Source organism: Flavobacterium tyrosinilyticum (assembly GCF_023656565.1).
In the GTDB taxonomy this organism is placed as follows: domain Bacteria; phylum Bacteroidota; class Bacteroidia; order Flavobacteriales; family Flavobacteriaceae; genus Flavobacterium; species Flavobacterium tyrosinilyticum.
In genome coordinates this window covers 137,785-152,148 of record NZ_JAMOKG010000005.1, presented here as the reverse complement: position 1 = coordinate 152,148, position 14,364 = coordinate 137,785, and the positions used below count along the sequence as shown (strand labels likewise).

The following is a 14,364-nucleotide window of genomic DNA, read 5'->3' as shown; positions in this document are numbered from 1 at the left end:
CTTCTTAAGGTGGTTATTGCGGCGGGGCTCACCTCTTCCCATCCCGAACAGAGAAGTTAAGCCCGCCTGCGCAGATGGTACTGCAGTTTTGTGGGAGAGTATGTCGTCGCCTTTCTTTTGAAAACCCTATCCAAACTGGATAGGGTTTTCTGTTTTTTAGATGTTTTGAAAACTGCCTGATGGCTGATAATGGCTGCTTATCAATAGACAGCCGCGTTAGTGATGGGAGCGGCATCCTTTTGCGGGGCACGAAGGGCTTCTTTTTCCCATAAACATCCATCCGCAAAAGATACAGCGGACAGCACGGCCCGGAGGGAAACGCCATTGGCATTAGAAACTTTTCTGTTATTTAGTTCTCTTTCTATACTAATTATTGAATTGATGATTGATGAAATTTAGTATATTAGAACTATAAAACGAGATGCTATTAATTTAAATCAAACGAACCTATGAATGTCTATACTAATATCTTTCTGTCAATTGTAAGTGTGCTGTTTTTCTCGGCATGTAGTGATAAAAATACTGCTAAAGAAGGAAATTTGGATTTAAGTTCTTATTTAAAAGATGGATCTTCAGGTATAAAGACAGGAGGGATAAAGATGATTGAAATCAGTACTCCGAATGGGAAGTTTAAGGTCTGGACTAAGCGCGTAGGGAATAATCCAAAAATGAAACTATTGCTTTTAAATGGAGGGCCAGGAGCAACGCACGAATATTTTGAGTGTATGGAAAGCTTTTTGCCTCAGGAAGGGATAGAATTTATTTATTACGACCAGTTGGGAACAGGTAATTCTGATAATCCAAATGATCCAGTATTTTGGGATTTGGATCGTTATGTGGAAGAAGTGGAGCAGGTGCGTATAGCTCTTGGTTTAGATAAGAGTAATTTTTATTTATTAGGTCATTCATGGGGTGGTATTCTGGCTTCGCAATATGCGCTGAAGTATCAACAAAATTTAAAAGGACTTATTATTTCAAATATGATGATGAGTGCTATTGACTATGATAAATATGCGGATACAGTGTTAGCAAAGCAGATGGATCCCAAAGTTTTGGCGAGAATTAGGGAAATAGAGAAAAATAAAGATTTTGAAAATCCAGAATACATGCAGTTATTGCTTCCTAATTTTTATACTAAACATATCTTGCGATTAGATGCTGATAAGTGGCCAGAACCTGTAAACAGATCATTTAGTAAAATAAATCAGTCCTTGTACGTGACTATGCAGGGGCCAAGTGAATTTGGATTGTCAGGAAAACTTGAGAAATGGGATATAAAAAAGGAACTTCCTAACCTTATCGTTCCAACATTGTCGATAGGGGCTGAATATGACACCATGGATCCTAATCATATGAAATGGATTGCTTCTCAGGTTAAAAATGGCACCTATTTGTATTGTCCTAACGGAAGTCATATGAGTATGTACGATGATCAGGATATTTACATGAAAGGTTTGATTAAGTTCATTAAAGATACAGATAATAAGACCATCAAATAATATATGACTACAGAATTGAAAGCTCTCTATTTGAGAGCTTTTTCTTTTTAAAGAACTTTTGTAGTATTTTGTTTATGTATTTTTCGGATATAAGTTTGAAAATTAGCAAGAAATAAAGATGTAACAGAAAAGCAAATTAAATGTTTATGAGGATAAAAAGATTCTTTTTGCTAAATTTATAGAAACAAAATTCAAAATTATAAGATTGTCGATTCTTTCAAAATAATGTTTTTTATGTATAAAGAAATGTTATAAGGAATTAGAATCATTAAATTAGTTCTGTATAGATTTTGTCTATTCTATAAGAATTATTTATGATTCACAGTCGGAATTTTCTCTTTTATTAGTTTGTAATTTAGTCAAAAATAAAATTTTTCAACTATGGACAATCAATCAAATGACATCAGTAAATGCCCTTTTCATAATGGGAGCATGGATAAAAAGGCAGCATCGGGGACTAAAAATCATGACTGGTGGCCCAAACAGTTAAAGGTAAATATCCTAAGACAGAATTCGTCGTTATCAAATCCGCTGGATAAGGATTTTAATTACGCAGAAGCTTTTAAAAGTCTCGACATTGAGACATTAAAGAAAGATTTGCATGCTCTTATGACTGATTCACAAGATTGGTGGCCTGCAGATTTTGGTCATTATGGAGGTCTTTTCATAAGAATGGCTTGGCATAGTGCAGGTACTTATAGAGTGCATGACGGACGAGGCGGAGCAGGAGCAGGACAACAGCGATTTGCACCTCTTAACAGTTGGCCAGATAACGTAAGTCTTGATAAAGCGAGAAGATTGCTCTGGCCCATAAAACAAAAATATGGACAAAAGATTTCATGGGCAGATTTGTTGATCTTAACAGGAAATGTGGCTTTAGAATCAATGGGCTTTAAAACATTTGGTTTTGCAGGAGGACGTGCCGATGTTTGGGAAGCAGACGAATCTGTTTATTGGGGCTCTGAAACGACATGGTTAGGTGGTGACGAACGTTATAAAGACGGTTCTGAAGGTGTTCCAAAAGATCATGGAGTGGTATCATCTGATGATAATGCCGACGGAAGTATCCATAGTAGAAATCTTGAAAAACCGCTTGCAGCAGTGCAAATGGGACTTATATATGTAAATCCAGAAGGGCCTGACGGAAATCCGGATCCGATTGCGGCAGCTCGAGATATTAGAGACACTTTCGGCCGTATGGCAATGAATGATGAAGAAACAGTAGCCTTAATAGCAGGCGGACACACTTTTGGTAAAACGCACGGTGCTGCATCATCAGATCATGTGGGAGCTGAACCAGAAGCAGCAGGTCTAGAACTGCAAGGGTTAGGATGGCAAAACAGTTTTGGCTCTGGAAAAGGTGGAGATGCTATTACAAGCGGACTTGAAGTTACTTGGACAAAAACACCAACACAATGGAGCAATAACTTTTTTGAGAATTTATTTGGTTTTGAATGGGAACTTTCAAAAAGTCCGGCAGGAGCACATCAATGGGTAGCAAAAAATGCGGAAGCCATTATTCCAGATGCTTTTGATGCTAGTAAAAAACACTTGCCAACGATGCTAACTACAGATTTATCTTTAAGATTAGATCCTGCTTATGAGAAAATATCACGTCGTTTTCTAGAAAATCCAGATGAGTTTGCAGATGCTTTTGCTCGTGCATGGTTTAAATTGACGCATCGTGATATGGGACCTCGTGCTCTTTATCTTGGATCTGAAGTGCCTACAGAAGAACTGCTTTGGCAGGACCCTATTCCAGAAGTAAATCATACTTTAATAAATGACCAAGATATCGAACAGCTTAAAGAGAAAGTATTAAATTCAGGATTAAGCGTATCTCAATTGGTTGCTACAGCTTGGGCTTCTGCTTCTACTTTTAGAGGTTCAGATAAGCGTGGAGGCGCAAACGGTGGACGCATAAGACTTGCACCACAAAAAGATTGGGAAATAAATAATCCAGCTGCGCTTAAAGTTGTTTTAGATAAATTAGAAGGTATTCAAAAAGAATTTAATGCTGCAAATGGAGATAAAAAAGTCTCATTGGCCGATTTAATCGTTTTAGGAGGATCTGCAGCTGTAGAAAAAGCGGCTAAAGATGCTGGAACATCAGCGAAAGCACCTTTTTCACCTGGACGTATGGATGCATCTGCAGAACAGACAGATGCTGAATCGTTTGGATATTTAGAACCAAAATCTGATGGTTTTAGAAATTACAGAAAAACAAAATCTACTGTTTTAACAGAAGAACTTCTTATAGATAAAGCGAATTTGCTAACTCTTACTGCACCAGAATTGACGGTTCTTTTAGGTGGACTTCGTGTTCTGGATATTAATGCAGACGGAAGTAAAAATGGTGTTTTTACAACTAGACCGGGTCAGTTAACCAATGATTTCTTTGTAAACTTACTAAACATGAATACAGAATGGAAGTCTGTTTCAAATGATAAAGAACTTTATACAGGAAATGACAGAAGTACTGGACAACCTAAATGGATAGGAACACGTGCAGATCTTGTTTTTGGATCAAATTCAGAATTAAGAGCAATTGCAGAAGTTTATGCAGCTGGTGATGCTCACGAAAAATTTGTAAACGATTTTATTGCCGTATGGACTAAAGTAATGAACCTAGACAGGTTTGATCTAAGAAAATAATATTCGCTTGAGAAAAAAAAGACGCCAATTACGGCGTCTTTTTTTATATGTTTTTAAGAACGTGGTTTAGACAAATTTCGATCATACATCACAATGGTTCCTGCAACGGCAACATTCAAACTTTTTTCTGATTTGAATTTTACTAAATGATGGCATTTTTCCATTACTTTTTTAGATAGACCATGATCTTCTGCACCCAATATATAGACGCAGCGTCTTGGATGTTCAAAAGTTTCCAAATCAGAGGCTTTTTCAGATAGTTCAACACCAACTAATCGTGCTCCTTTTGGTAAGTTTTCAAAAAAAGCTTCGAAAGTATCGTAATGAAAATACGGAATCGCTTTTACAGCATCGTGTGTATCGCAAGCTTGTTTAGCATATCGATTGCCAATGGTGAATATAAAAGTTGCGCCTAAGTTCTGAGCCGATCTCCACAAAACACCTAAGTTTTCTGGTGTTTTACCATTTTGTATTCCTATACCAAAGTATTCATTTGTAAAATTATCACTCATGAGGGCAAAAGTACAAACTGTATGCAGATAAATCAATTTTTGTTGAGACGAAAAGAAGTCTATTGATATTATCTTGAATATCTATTTTCGGATGACTTGTTTTTATAATATTTAAAAGTTTAATCTATCGGCTCTATTTTGTCAGCTTTTATCATAAGATTTGGTTTTACACTTTTAGATCTTAATCTCCATCTGTTTGATCGGCAGTAATAGCCGATTGATTGAGCCAATCAAGTCTGCCTTGTACTGCTTTAACTTTGCCATGGTTTGCAGCAAGTTTTTGATCGGCTTTTGTTTTTACTCTTTCTTCGTCCTTAGTAATTATATGCTGATTCATACTTTCTCGACTAGCTTCTAATTTTTTTATATTTTCTTCTGTTTTATGAATTTCTGAAGGTAGAACTTCAAGACGGTCAAGTGGTGCTTTAGCATGCAGTAAGCTTAGATTCAGGCGAGTTACAGATTTTTCAGCTTTTTGAAATTCAACTTTAGCTAGCTCCACTTGTTCCCTAATTTCTTTACTATTTGCTTTATCATACGCTTGTTTATAAGCATATTTTATACTCAGATTTTTAAGTGCAAGCTCGTTAAAACTTTTGCCTGCTTCCCAGCCTGTTTCTGTCAAGGTATCTTCACGAAAAGTTACCGGTATTCCACGTTTAGGTTTTCGGCCTGTTGTTCCTACCACCACGATATCTTTCTGGATATTCTGTTTGGTACTTTCTAAATCTTTTAAAGCCTCTTGAATTTCTTGCTCCTTAGCTCTTAAAAGTTGTTCTGTAAGAGTGCTTTCCTTCTGTGCTAATTCATATTCTTGTTTTGCTCGCTCAAGTTCTCTTTTAAAACTTTCTTCTTGTACATAAGGGGTTAATTTTTGCATCTCTTGACGTAATAATTCAAGATGGCTACTTGCAGCCTGTATTTCTAAATCAAATTGTTTTAATTTTTTGCTGCTGGCTCTAAGGTCTTTTTCAATGGATTTAAGCTTGTTGCGTTGCTTGGCATAGGCAGATAACTCAACTGCATCTTCTGCTTCAGAATCAGAATCATAGTTTAGTGAAGAATCAGATTCTTTATCGATAGAATTTACTTTAGGGATGTCTCCGCCAACGACCTCTTCACCAGTAAGTTGATGAAATCGTGCTTTGTTTTTAGCTACAATTTCGCTGGCCCGATACCCAACAAATAAGCCTCCATGTGTACCTCCTGAATAAAAACTCCAATCTTTTAGTTGCTTATGAATTTCTTCGTTCATGATTTTATGAGATGCGTTGCAAGCAAAGCAGTCAGCAAGAGTACCACCTATATACACATCTTTTTCATTATACTTGCTATTTTTACGACGGTCCAGAATTGCTCCGGTGACTTTGAGTTCGCCATGCATATTTTGAGTTTTATCAGATGGATGCATAGAGGTTGGAACTACATAAATACCAGGAGTTCCACTATGGTATTTGACTGTATCAATTACACCTGCATTGATCGCTACGATTAATCGTTTTAACTGTGATGAAACTTCCTTGTTAGTTTCTACTCCGGTTTCTTCATCTGTATATGCCCCTTCCAGTAAATTTTTAGTTTTGGCTATGTCCTTGGTACGTCGACCTCCCGTAATTCTTTGGTCTGAAGAGCCAGCTAAAGGATCTTGGTTATGAATTATATTTTTGAGTTTTGCAGCTACTTTTTCTAACTTTTTCTCCTGTTCAGGACTTTCCTGATTAACACTCAATACTAATGTATTATCATCCAAAGCTACAGCAACGTGTACATTGGTTGAAGTTGCAAGGATTCTTCCTATTCTGTCTATCATTCGCTCAAAGCGTGTTAAATTTTTACGTGGTACCGAATGATGATGCCCTTTAGTTGTTGACGCGGGATCTGCAGGTGATTTATAGCTTTGAGATCTACCGTGGGTAGAAGGAGGAACCAAACCATGTTCTTCGTCTTCATTGAGCTGTGCAACAGTTGTCTTAGATGTTTGATTTTGAGAGAGTAAAAATGGTGATGGCATTTGCTTTCTCTGCAAAGCTTTCGCCCCCATAACATCAGCTTCTTTCTCTAAACCTTTATCGTCATTCACATTCACTTTACCTTTCATTTGTATAGTTGGCTTTACTCGCCCTTGTTTTTGCTGTACAACATGCCAAGCTTCGTGAGGCAAATGTTTTTCTTGCCCTGAGGCTAAATGAATATCAGATCCTTGAGCATAAGCATGGGCATTAAGCTGTGCAGGTTTGTCTGAGTTATAAAGAACTTTCACATCATCCATAGAATGGCCAGAAAGGTTTTCTATGCCTGTTTTTAAGTTATCAGGTAGACCAGTATTATTGTTTTTTCTTTGTAAAACAGAAACGGGACGATTGTCGATAAGTTCTCTTGCCTTATTTTGAATAACTTTTTCGCCAGAACTATTCGCAGCAGATTGCGTTTTTGTTTTATCAGTTGAATATTTCATAAAAACTAATTTTAAGTGCTATTAGTTATTTTTAGATTTAAATACTTTATCTTCTTTTCTTACTTGGTCTGCGCATATAATTTTTTGCTGCTAGTTTTCTATGCAGTGCATGATATTTTTTAAAACCAGTAGCACCAACATGTGCTCTATTTCCTCGAGAGGTATTGCAAGTTCCACAAAGCACTCTGCCATTTCTCATATTATTTCGTCCACCTCTTGAAGCAGGCTGTATATGATCAATGTGAAATTGTCCGTCTCCCATTCTTCTGTTTTGGAATGTTGCATAATGCACTAGTGAATGCTGAAAACCACAATGATCGCAGGTATGAAAACCGTCATTTTTCTTTTTATTCGCGGCTAGCTTTCTTGCTCGTTGCTCTTTGTTAAATTTTGTTAATTGTACAACATTAGAATTGTAATTGGCAATAGCTTGATTAGATTTTAATTGTGTAGTTGAAATATTGCTATTAGTTAAAGTTGAAGTTGAAGTTGGAATGCGATTATCAACCAGCTGAAAAGTATTTCTGCTATTCGTACTTGTTGGATTACTTGCAGCTTCTTGAGAATTATGTCTTTTTGAAATTTTACTATAGCTTTTCATATTCCTTTCTTTCTATTAAAATTACGATACATTATTAAGAGATTTTAAGCTTTTATGCCTGCTCCACCTGTACCAGGATCAGGTTCTTTGCGGAAATCTTTATAAAAACCTTTGTTTTCAGGTTCTTCATTATCGGTATAATATCCATCTTCATCAGTATCACTTTCATAATCTATATTATTAGTACCCTCATATTGATGGCTTTCATTGCATACTTTGCATAAAGCTCTTAAACGATCAGGATCATTATGATCTTCTCTTATTTCATCATTAGTAGCATTTTTTGATTTTAAAGCACGCTCACGAGGAGCCCAAGGAGGATTATGATCTAATGCCAAAGCGCGTTGTGCGTGCGGATTACCGCTTTTGCTTGTGAAGGCAAATTGGGTTAGTTCCAATTTTTTATTTCCCTTTTTTGTATAGGCCAATGGTCGTTTACAAGCTGGACAGGTATAGATTTCATCAAAATTCTTGTTTACATTAGCACGTTTGTGAGCAGTTTGTTTTATAACCTCCTCGGTGACACTTGTAGGTATATGGAATCTTTTTTGTTTTTTAGTTGGTTGGGGTGGTTCATAGTCACTATCGCTAGTTTCTTCTTCTTCTTCTTCTTCTTCTTCTTCTTCTTCTTCACTGCTGTATTCATCATCACTAAACTCTTCTTCATCGTTACTTTCATCTTCGTTATCACTTTCTCCCATTTTTTTTTTAATTAATTGGGTTACGGTAGTATTGGACAATTTGTTCTCCTGTAGTTTTTTTTGTACTAGAGACAATTCGCGATTATCTTTTAGCTGGACAATATTATGGCCCTGATTCGCATTTGCAGCAATTGTATTTGTTTTATTTTCGGATATTTTTTTGTGCTGTTGCGTCATTTTTTTTCTTTAACAATTATATAAAACCCTATTTATTAGTAATCCAGTTAACTTCGAAAAGGCGTAACTTCAACAGGGCCAACACCGCCCAAATAATTAATCGCCGAACAAAAAGGATGATTGTGAATCCTATTTTTTAAATTTTCTAAATCTCGATCAAAATAGGGTAGCGTCACTTTTTGTCCGGTGATTAGTTTTATCAGATGATCATTTTCTAAAGGATAAATTTTAAATAGAGGCTTTCTTGCGGCGTAGAAAAGATTTTCGTCATCAGCTATAATAGAAACCTCACCACGGTTTTCTTTTAGTTTTTGAGGATTCATTTTTAATAAGTTAACGATCTGATTTTCAATTTTAGTAACCATTTCTTCTACACTTTTTTCGGTAGTTTGTACAACCAAATAAAGATTTTGGCTTGTAATAAGATATCCGTTAATGTAAAAGAAAATCTTGTCGTCGAAATCATTCAAAGCCAATGCAACTATGGTATTCACATAATTCAAATCAAAATGTTTTTTCCAGTTCCTAATTTTTAGTTTCACTTTATGACGGTGTAATTGAGGCGCAGCAATGGCAACTTTTTTTATGTTTTCATTCTTTTTCATCACGTCAATTCATTTGAGTAACTACAAGTGTTTTGTTCTCTTTTTTAAATTCACGTCTAATCCCTTCCAATAAATCGTGCTGACTAACAACTGTTTCATTTTTCTGAATGGCAACCAGAGCACAAAATCGCAACACATTAATAATTGCTCCACCAGCAAGTTCATACTCTTCGGCAATGCTTTCTATATCAATATCTGGACTTAGTTTGCATTTTCCTGAAAATGCTTTTTCCCATAAAAGAATCCTTTCCTCTGCGGTTGGCATCGTAAAATGAATCATGGACTGAAATCTTCTGGAGAAAGCTTCATCCATGTTTTCTTTTAAATTGGATGCTAGAATAACCACTCCTGGAAAATCTTCAATTCTTTGCAGTAAATATCCTGTTTGCTGATTGGCGTGCCGATCGTTTGAAGAAGAAGCATTTGTTCTTTTTCCAAAAAGCGCATCGGCTTCGTCAAAAAATAAAATCCAGTCTTTGTGCTGTGCAACATCAAATATTTTGGACAGATTTTTTTCGGTTTCACCAATATATTTAGAAACAATCATAGAAAGATCAACCCTAAAAACTTCTCGATTGGTGCTTTTTCCAAGTAAAGTTGCAGTAAGCGTTTTACCAGTGCCTGGAGGTCCATAAAAAAGGGTTCGATATCCAGGTTTTATTTTATTCTCCAAACCCCATTCTGTCATAAGAGTTTCACCATGATTTAGCCAAGCGTTAATCTCCATAACTTGATTCATGACATGCTCTTCCAGAACCAAATCGTCCCAGTTTAATTTGGTCGAAATTTGTTGTGCAGGAAACGAAACGCTATGTTCCAATTTAGGCAAAATGCCAGTTATAAAAAAGTTCAGCCAACGTTCGTTAATCGATAGTACGTGATTCAAAATAGGAACATTAGATTCGCTATTTTCTAAAACCAAAACCTGTTCTTTCGAAAGTATATTTGTAGTATTCAGAATTTGAAGCACTTCTATTCTTAATTCAGGATTTACAGCGGTAATTAAAAAAGATAGGGTTTGGCCCGTAGGCAAAAAACCGCTATGATTTTTATTGATAACTCCGCCAAATTCAGTAAATCCGCGATCGTACATCGAATTTTTACTAAAGAAAATATCCAGAACTTCGGGTTTAATCTGAGGAGCGAGAATTAGGGCAAGACAAAGTCGTTCGTAAAGACTCAAATCCCATTCTGCTATTTTTTTGTAATAAGCGCTATTTTCAGTTTCTTCATCAGTTTCTGGTAGCGGAATATCCTGCCAGCGGTTTTCATGGCCTTCCTGAAGCAGATAACTGCAAATAACCTGATCGATTACCTTTTGCAACCAATCCATTTCATTGTACAAAGAGACTATATTGGGATTAGTTTCCATAAGCTCCAAATAATTTTTCTACATCGTCCAGATTTGCGTCAGCCCATTTAAAATAAAGCAAAGCCGTATTAGGATTTAACTCATTGCATTGTAGCATATCCAAATAAAAACCTTGAGCATTTTGCATAATCATTTGCGTGTTATAATCAGCATCATTATGAAAATTTGAATCAAAAAAAGAATTTGCCCATTCGCTTGTATTATTCTCTTTGGAGATAAAATCAGTGATGAAATAAGCCAATTTTTCGTCTTGAACGACTAATTTTTTAGCTTTGAAATAAGCAGGTTTTCTTTTGGTTTCTCGGTGGTAATATTCGATATCTTTCGACTGAATTGTTTTGGTGTTTGGATGTCCGAAAATATCAGACAATCCAAAATTTTCGGCCTCACAAGCCAGTTCTAGTTCGGCATTTGCTTCGCCAGCTATGGCTAGAGTTGTGTTTTTTGCAGTTGCACTTTCTGTTATAACATAAAGTTCCCTAAATGAATATAAGGTTTGTGTTAGCTTTATAATTAATTGCTGCTGGATTTCATTCCAATTATTAATTTTTACAGATTCAGGCTCATCGGCTTTAAAAATGAAGCTTCCTTTATTAGCAAAAGCCAATATTTGTTTGCTAAATTCAAAATTGCCTTCAATAGAACCATGTGCGTGTGATCGTCCTGAATAAGGTTTTGAAATTCCATCACTAAAATTCCAATTGGCATCATTTAAGGCAATTACTCCGCTTATATCAGCATCGTGACGCGATATGATACCATTGCGATAAATATTTCCAAGAAGAATAATTTCGCCGTTTTTAATCTGAAAATAATCGCCTGGAAAAAGACTTTTATTTAACGGTTTGGTAGGCAGAAATCCTCCAGTTTTGAGATAAAAATGCCTGTAAAAATTCTTATTAGTATGATCCATAACCTTAAAAATTATTGATTAAAGTCCACTGAATGCCATAAGCAAACAGCGGACAATTTAATTGATCTTAAGATGCATAAGCCGCAGCAGTTGCCGCAGCTAAGCTAGATTGAAGCGATTGCAGTTTGATTTGCGCTTTGTTTAAATTGGCAGTTGCAATGCTCAATTGTCTTCCCGTTTCGTCATTTGCAGTATTGGCTTTATCATAAGAAATCTGAGCGTTTTTATACGCATTGTATATTAAGGCTCTTATAGAAGTCTTGTCGGTAGGCTGTACTGATAAAGGTGCGTCTAAAGATTTTTCATCTGTTAAAGTCAGATATAATTTTGTTGCTTGTTTACTTTCTAAAGTAATTGCCGCTTCAGATTCCAGAACAGAAGCTTCTGCCGCCAATGTAGATTTTAAGGCAACTAGCGTAAGAGCAACCGCATTATTGGCGTCTGTACCCGCGCTGTTTATTCTAGCGATTAAATCATCAGAAATTAACGGATTAAGTGCTTTTTTGCGAATAACTAGAATAGAAAGTTTATTAATTATTTCAACAGAATAAATTAATTTGCAAATCAAGTCACTGATGCTTTTGCTAACTGTTGTTGAGTCTTCTGTTGCATAGGATGTTTTTGAAAAAGCGACTCTCGAATTGAGAGCTAAGTCGTAAGCATTTTGAATAACTTGATCGATCAAGTTTTTGTTGCTTAATGCATGCGTACGATTGCTTTCAGAAACTAATAAATAACCTTGATATCGGGTTGCTTTTTCATTCAGCGAATTTACAATTGTTTGTTGTTGCTGTACAATTGCTGTTGCATCAACTACTTGATTTTTTAGCAAGTCTAATTCGGCTTTTTTCTTTTCTGTAATTCCGTATTTCTGTAAACTTGGTCTTAACGGAGTTAATGATATAGTATCCATATAGTTGAGGTGTTAATTAGTTTGTGATTTCAGATTTTGGTTTTGTAGAATAAGGTATTGGCGGCGTGTTTTGCCAATCAGAAAGACTATTTTTATATCTGGTTTTTAAAATCTCACTGCCTTTGTAATAAGACAAAATAACAGGAATGTAATTTTTATCTTCAATTAGCGGATTTCCAAAATTATCTGTAGTGGTGCCATCAATATGCACTTCAAATTCTGGACTTGAAGTTGTTTTATGTTTGGCACTTGTAAAGTTTCCTGCCGGAATGTTTTCTGCTAAATTTAAATTGAAGAAAAAGGCGTTGGTGTTTTTAACTGGTTTAGGAGATTTGTCTTTAACTTCTTTAAGTTTAGCGTTCAAATCTGCCAATTGCCCTTTTGCAATACGTAATTTCTCTTTAGCTTCAGCCAGTGCACTTTTCAGACTATTGTTTTTCTGTTTGTCTTGATCTGGATCTTTACTGTTTTTAGCAGCTTCAGTACTTGCTTGAGCAGAACTATTTAAGATTTCGATCTCTTCGGTAAGCGCTTTAACCTCAGCCTCGACAGTTTTAATTTCCTCATCTAGCTCCATGGTTTCAATTTTGGATTCCAAAGTCTGTAAATCCTCATTTGTAGAAAGATTATCAGTATCGGTGTAAGGCAAGAAGAAACATCTGTAATCAATTTCACTTGCTTTTAATTCTTCTTTCTCAACATTAAAAGTAATTTTAGATAAATCTTCAGAATGTTTTCTAGAAGTGCCAATATCTTTCGCACTTTTTAAAGTATAGACTAACGAAAATATTTCAGAAGGTGCAGATAGATATTCATCAAACGTATTGATTTCTTTCTTGTAAGATTCAGTAAACATTATTAAAAGAAAAGCAACATAATTTTCGCCAAGCACTAGAGGTTCATTATCTGCATCTCTCAAAGATTTATAAGCGATAGATGTGCTGTATTTTCCTTTATCATCTGGTTTTTGAGTCGCAGGAATACTTTTGCATTGATCTTGATTGCCCACCAAATCTTCTGCCGTAGAAGCATTAAAGAATGATTTCTTACTGTCTTTTACCAAAATGATATTGTAGCTTAAAACTGGATTTGCTAATCCTTTATTTTGCGTTGTAGGATCTCTATCTTCGGGAGAAAAAGGACTTTTGTAAGCATTAAATGAAACAGTAAAACTGCCTGCTGAAGGATCAAAAGTTGTAGGAACCTCAACAATCAAAGCCTGATTAAATTGTTCGTTGTTATACGTATAGGCTTTCTTTGAAGCGTTATATTCTACCTCACAACATTTTATGGCTCCTTCTGCAGCTCTTGTGGCAATACTTGCTTTCGCTCTCGTATCGTTATCTACGGTTAGTACCGCGGTAGTTGCCGTTAAATCTGAAGTGGTTACCTGCAATAAATTATTGACAGAAGAATTAGTTAGTTTAGCCCCATCTGCTACAACAGAAGTTGAAATTTCAGAAATAGATGCTGTGGCTTCCATAGCATATTGCGAAGTGAGCTCTGCAATATAAGCCGTTTTATTAATCAGATTATAAGCCTCAAGCGTTTGCTGATAAATTTGAGTTCCATAATCGGCAGCATTTACAATACTGTAAATACTTCCAATATCGCTAGCTAAACGCACAATAGAATTTGAAGCAATTTGTATATTCGAAGCGCAAACCGCCATATTGGTAACGGCTTGTGTTACATACGTTTTTTGCTGATTGGCAGATAGTAATAAGTTGTCTGCCATATTCTTATTCGTAACCACAACATTATTTATATGTTGCTGTTCTTTGTACAATTTTGCTGTTGCATCGAGTTTTTCCTGTGCAACAATCTCAGCTCCTTCAGCATAATAAAGAGTAAACATTGAAGTGCTCAATTGTGAACTCAATTGTTTTTTGGTCATTTCCTGACTTTCTAATGAAGACAATACACTAGAATGCAGATTTTCATTGTAACTGTTCATAATA

General features: G+C 35.7%; 11 protein-coding genes and 1 rRNA gene. 3 read left to right on the top strand and 9 right to left on the bottom strand.

All coding sequences use genetic code 11. The annotated features are described in order from the left end of the window. Positions 1-5: 5 nt before the first annotated feature. From rrf to katG, 3 genes are all read left to right on the top strand, one after another. Positions 6-115: ribosomal RNA gene (gene rrf / locus NCC77_RS22905) — 5S ribosomal RNA — on the top strand. 334 nt (positions 116-449) lie between these two features. Next, positions 450-1,499: a proline iminopeptidase-family hydrolase gene (locus NCC77_RS22900; RefSeq protein WP_250837635.1), complete on the top strand. Its 1,050-nt coding sequence runs from the start codon at positions 450-452 to the stop codon at positions 1,497-1,499. A gap of 381 nt (positions 1,500-1,880) precedes the next feature. Next, complete coding sequence (gene katG, locus NCC77_RS22895; protein WP_284705103.1) at positions 1,881-4,154, top strand: catalase/peroxidase HPI; 2,274 nt, start codon at positions 1,881-1,883, stop codon at positions 4,152-4,154. A 53-nt stretch (positions 4,155-4,207) separates the two neighbouring features. Here the strand turns inward: katG and NCC77_RS22890 are convergent, their stop codons facing one another. The 9 genes from NCC77_RS22890 to NCC77_RS22850 form a co-directional block, all read right to left on the bottom strand. Continuing rightward, positions 4,208-4,666, bottom strand: a complete 459-nt coding sequence (locus tag NCC77_RS22890; protein ID WP_095930138.1) for an RNA methyltransferase — start codon at positions 4,664-4,666, stop codon at positions 4,208-4,210. A gap of 181 nt (positions 4,667-4,847) precedes the next feature. Further along, positions 4,848-7,121 carry an eCIS core domain-containing protein gene (locus NCC77_RS22885; protein WP_250837634.1) on the bottom strand — a complete coding sequence of 758 codons (2,274 nt, stop codon included), beginning with the start codon at positions 7,119-7,121 and terminating at the stop codon, positions 4,848-4,850. Positions 7,122-7,167: 46 nt separating this feature from the next. Further along, a complete protein-coding gene (locus NCC77_RS22880) occupies positions 7,168-7,722 on the bottom strand; it encodes an HNH endonuclease (protein ID WP_250837633.1) in 555 nt (184 codons plus the stop codon). A gap of 44 nt (positions 7,723-7,766) precedes the next feature. Next, positions 7,767-8,600: a GH-E family nuclease gene (locus tag NCC77_RS22875; protein ID WP_250837632.1), complete on the bottom strand. Its 834-nt coding sequence runs from the start codon at positions 8,598-8,600 to the stop codon at positions 7,767-7,769. 47 nt (positions 8,601-8,647) lie between these two features. Beyond that, positions 8,648-9,205, bottom strand: a complete 558-nt coding sequence (locus NCC77_RS22870) for a hypothetical protein (protein WP_250837631.1) — start codon at positions 9,203-9,205, stop codon at positions 8,648-8,650. Positions 9,206-9,209: 4 nt separating this feature from the next. Further along, positions 9,210-10,577, bottom strand: coding sequence for an ATP-binding protein (locus NCC77_RS22865; RefSeq protein WP_250837630.1), 1,368 nt, complete (start codon positions 10,575-10,577; stop codon positions 9,210-9,212). Continuing rightward, positions 10,567-11,490 carry a hypothetical protein gene (locus NCC77_RS22860; RefSeq protein ID WP_250837629.1) on the bottom strand — a complete coding sequence of 308 codons (924 nt, stop codon included), beginning with the start codon at positions 11,488-11,490 and terminating at the stop codon, positions 10,567-10,569. Before NCC77_RS22860 ends, NCC77_RS22865 begins: the two co-directional genes overlap by 11 nt. A 67-nt stretch (positions 11,491-11,557) precedes the next feature. Further along, positions 11,558-12,403 carry a hypothetical protein gene (locus NCC77_RS22855; RefSeq protein WP_250837628.1) on the bottom strand — a complete coding sequence of 282 codons (846 nt, stop codon included), beginning with the start codon at positions 12,401-12,403 and terminating at the stop codon, positions 11,558-11,560. A 16-nt stretch (positions 12,404-12,419) separates the two neighbouring features. Continuing rightward, complete coding sequence (locus NCC77_RS22850) at positions 12,420-14,360, bottom strand: hypothetical protein (RefSeq protein ID WP_250837627.1); 1,941 nt, start codon at positions 14,358-14,360, stop codon at positions 12,420-12,422. Positions 14,361-14,364 lie beyond the last annotated feature (4 nt).

Excerpts from the sequence above, each read along its gene's own strand:
- NCC77_RS22900 (WP_250837635.1), top strand. The coding sequence starts at position 450 with ATGAATGTCTATACTAATATCTTTCTGTCAATTGTAAGTGTGCTGTTT.
- NCC77_RS22875 (WP_250837632.1), bottom strand. The coding sequence starts at position 8,600 with ATGACGCAACAGCACAAAAAAATATCCGAAAATAAAACAAATACAATT.
- NCC77_RS22880 (WP_250837633.1), bottom strand. The coding sequence starts at position 7,722 with ATGAAAAGCTATAGTAAAATTTCAAAAAGACATAATTCTCAAGAAGCT.
- NCC77_RS22885 (WP_250837634.1), bottom strand. The coding sequence starts at position 7,121 with ATGAAATATTCAACTGATAAAACAAAAACGCAATCTGCTGCGAATAGT.
- NCC77_RS22870 (WP_250837631.1), bottom strand. The coding sequence starts at position 9,205 with ATGAAAAAGAATGAAAACATAAAAAAAGTTGCCATTGCTGCGCCTCAA.
- katG (WP_284705103.1), top strand. The coding sequence starts at position 1,881 with ATGGACAATCAATCAAATGACATCAGTAAATGCCCTTTTCATAATGGG.
- NCC77_RS22850 (WP_250837627.1), bottom strand. The coding sequence starts at position 14,360 with ATGAACAGTTACAATGAAAATCTGCATTCTAGTGTATTGTCTTCATTA.
- NCC77_RS22890 (WP_095930138.1), bottom strand. The coding sequence starts at position 4,666 with ATGAGTGATAATTTTACAAATGAATACTTTGGTATAGGAATACAAAAT.
- NCC77_RS22860 (WP_250837629.1), bottom strand. The coding sequence starts at position 11,490 with ATGGATCATACTAATAAGAATTTTTACAGGCATTTTTATCTCAAAACT.
- NCC77_RS22865 (WP_250837630.1), bottom strand. The coding sequence starts at position 10,577 with ATGGAAACTAATCCCAATATAGTCTCTTTGTACAATGAAATGGATTGG.
- NCC77_RS22855 (WP_250837628.1), bottom strand. The coding sequence starts at position 12,403 with ATGGATACTATATCATTAACTCCGTTAAGACCAAGTTTACAGAAATAC.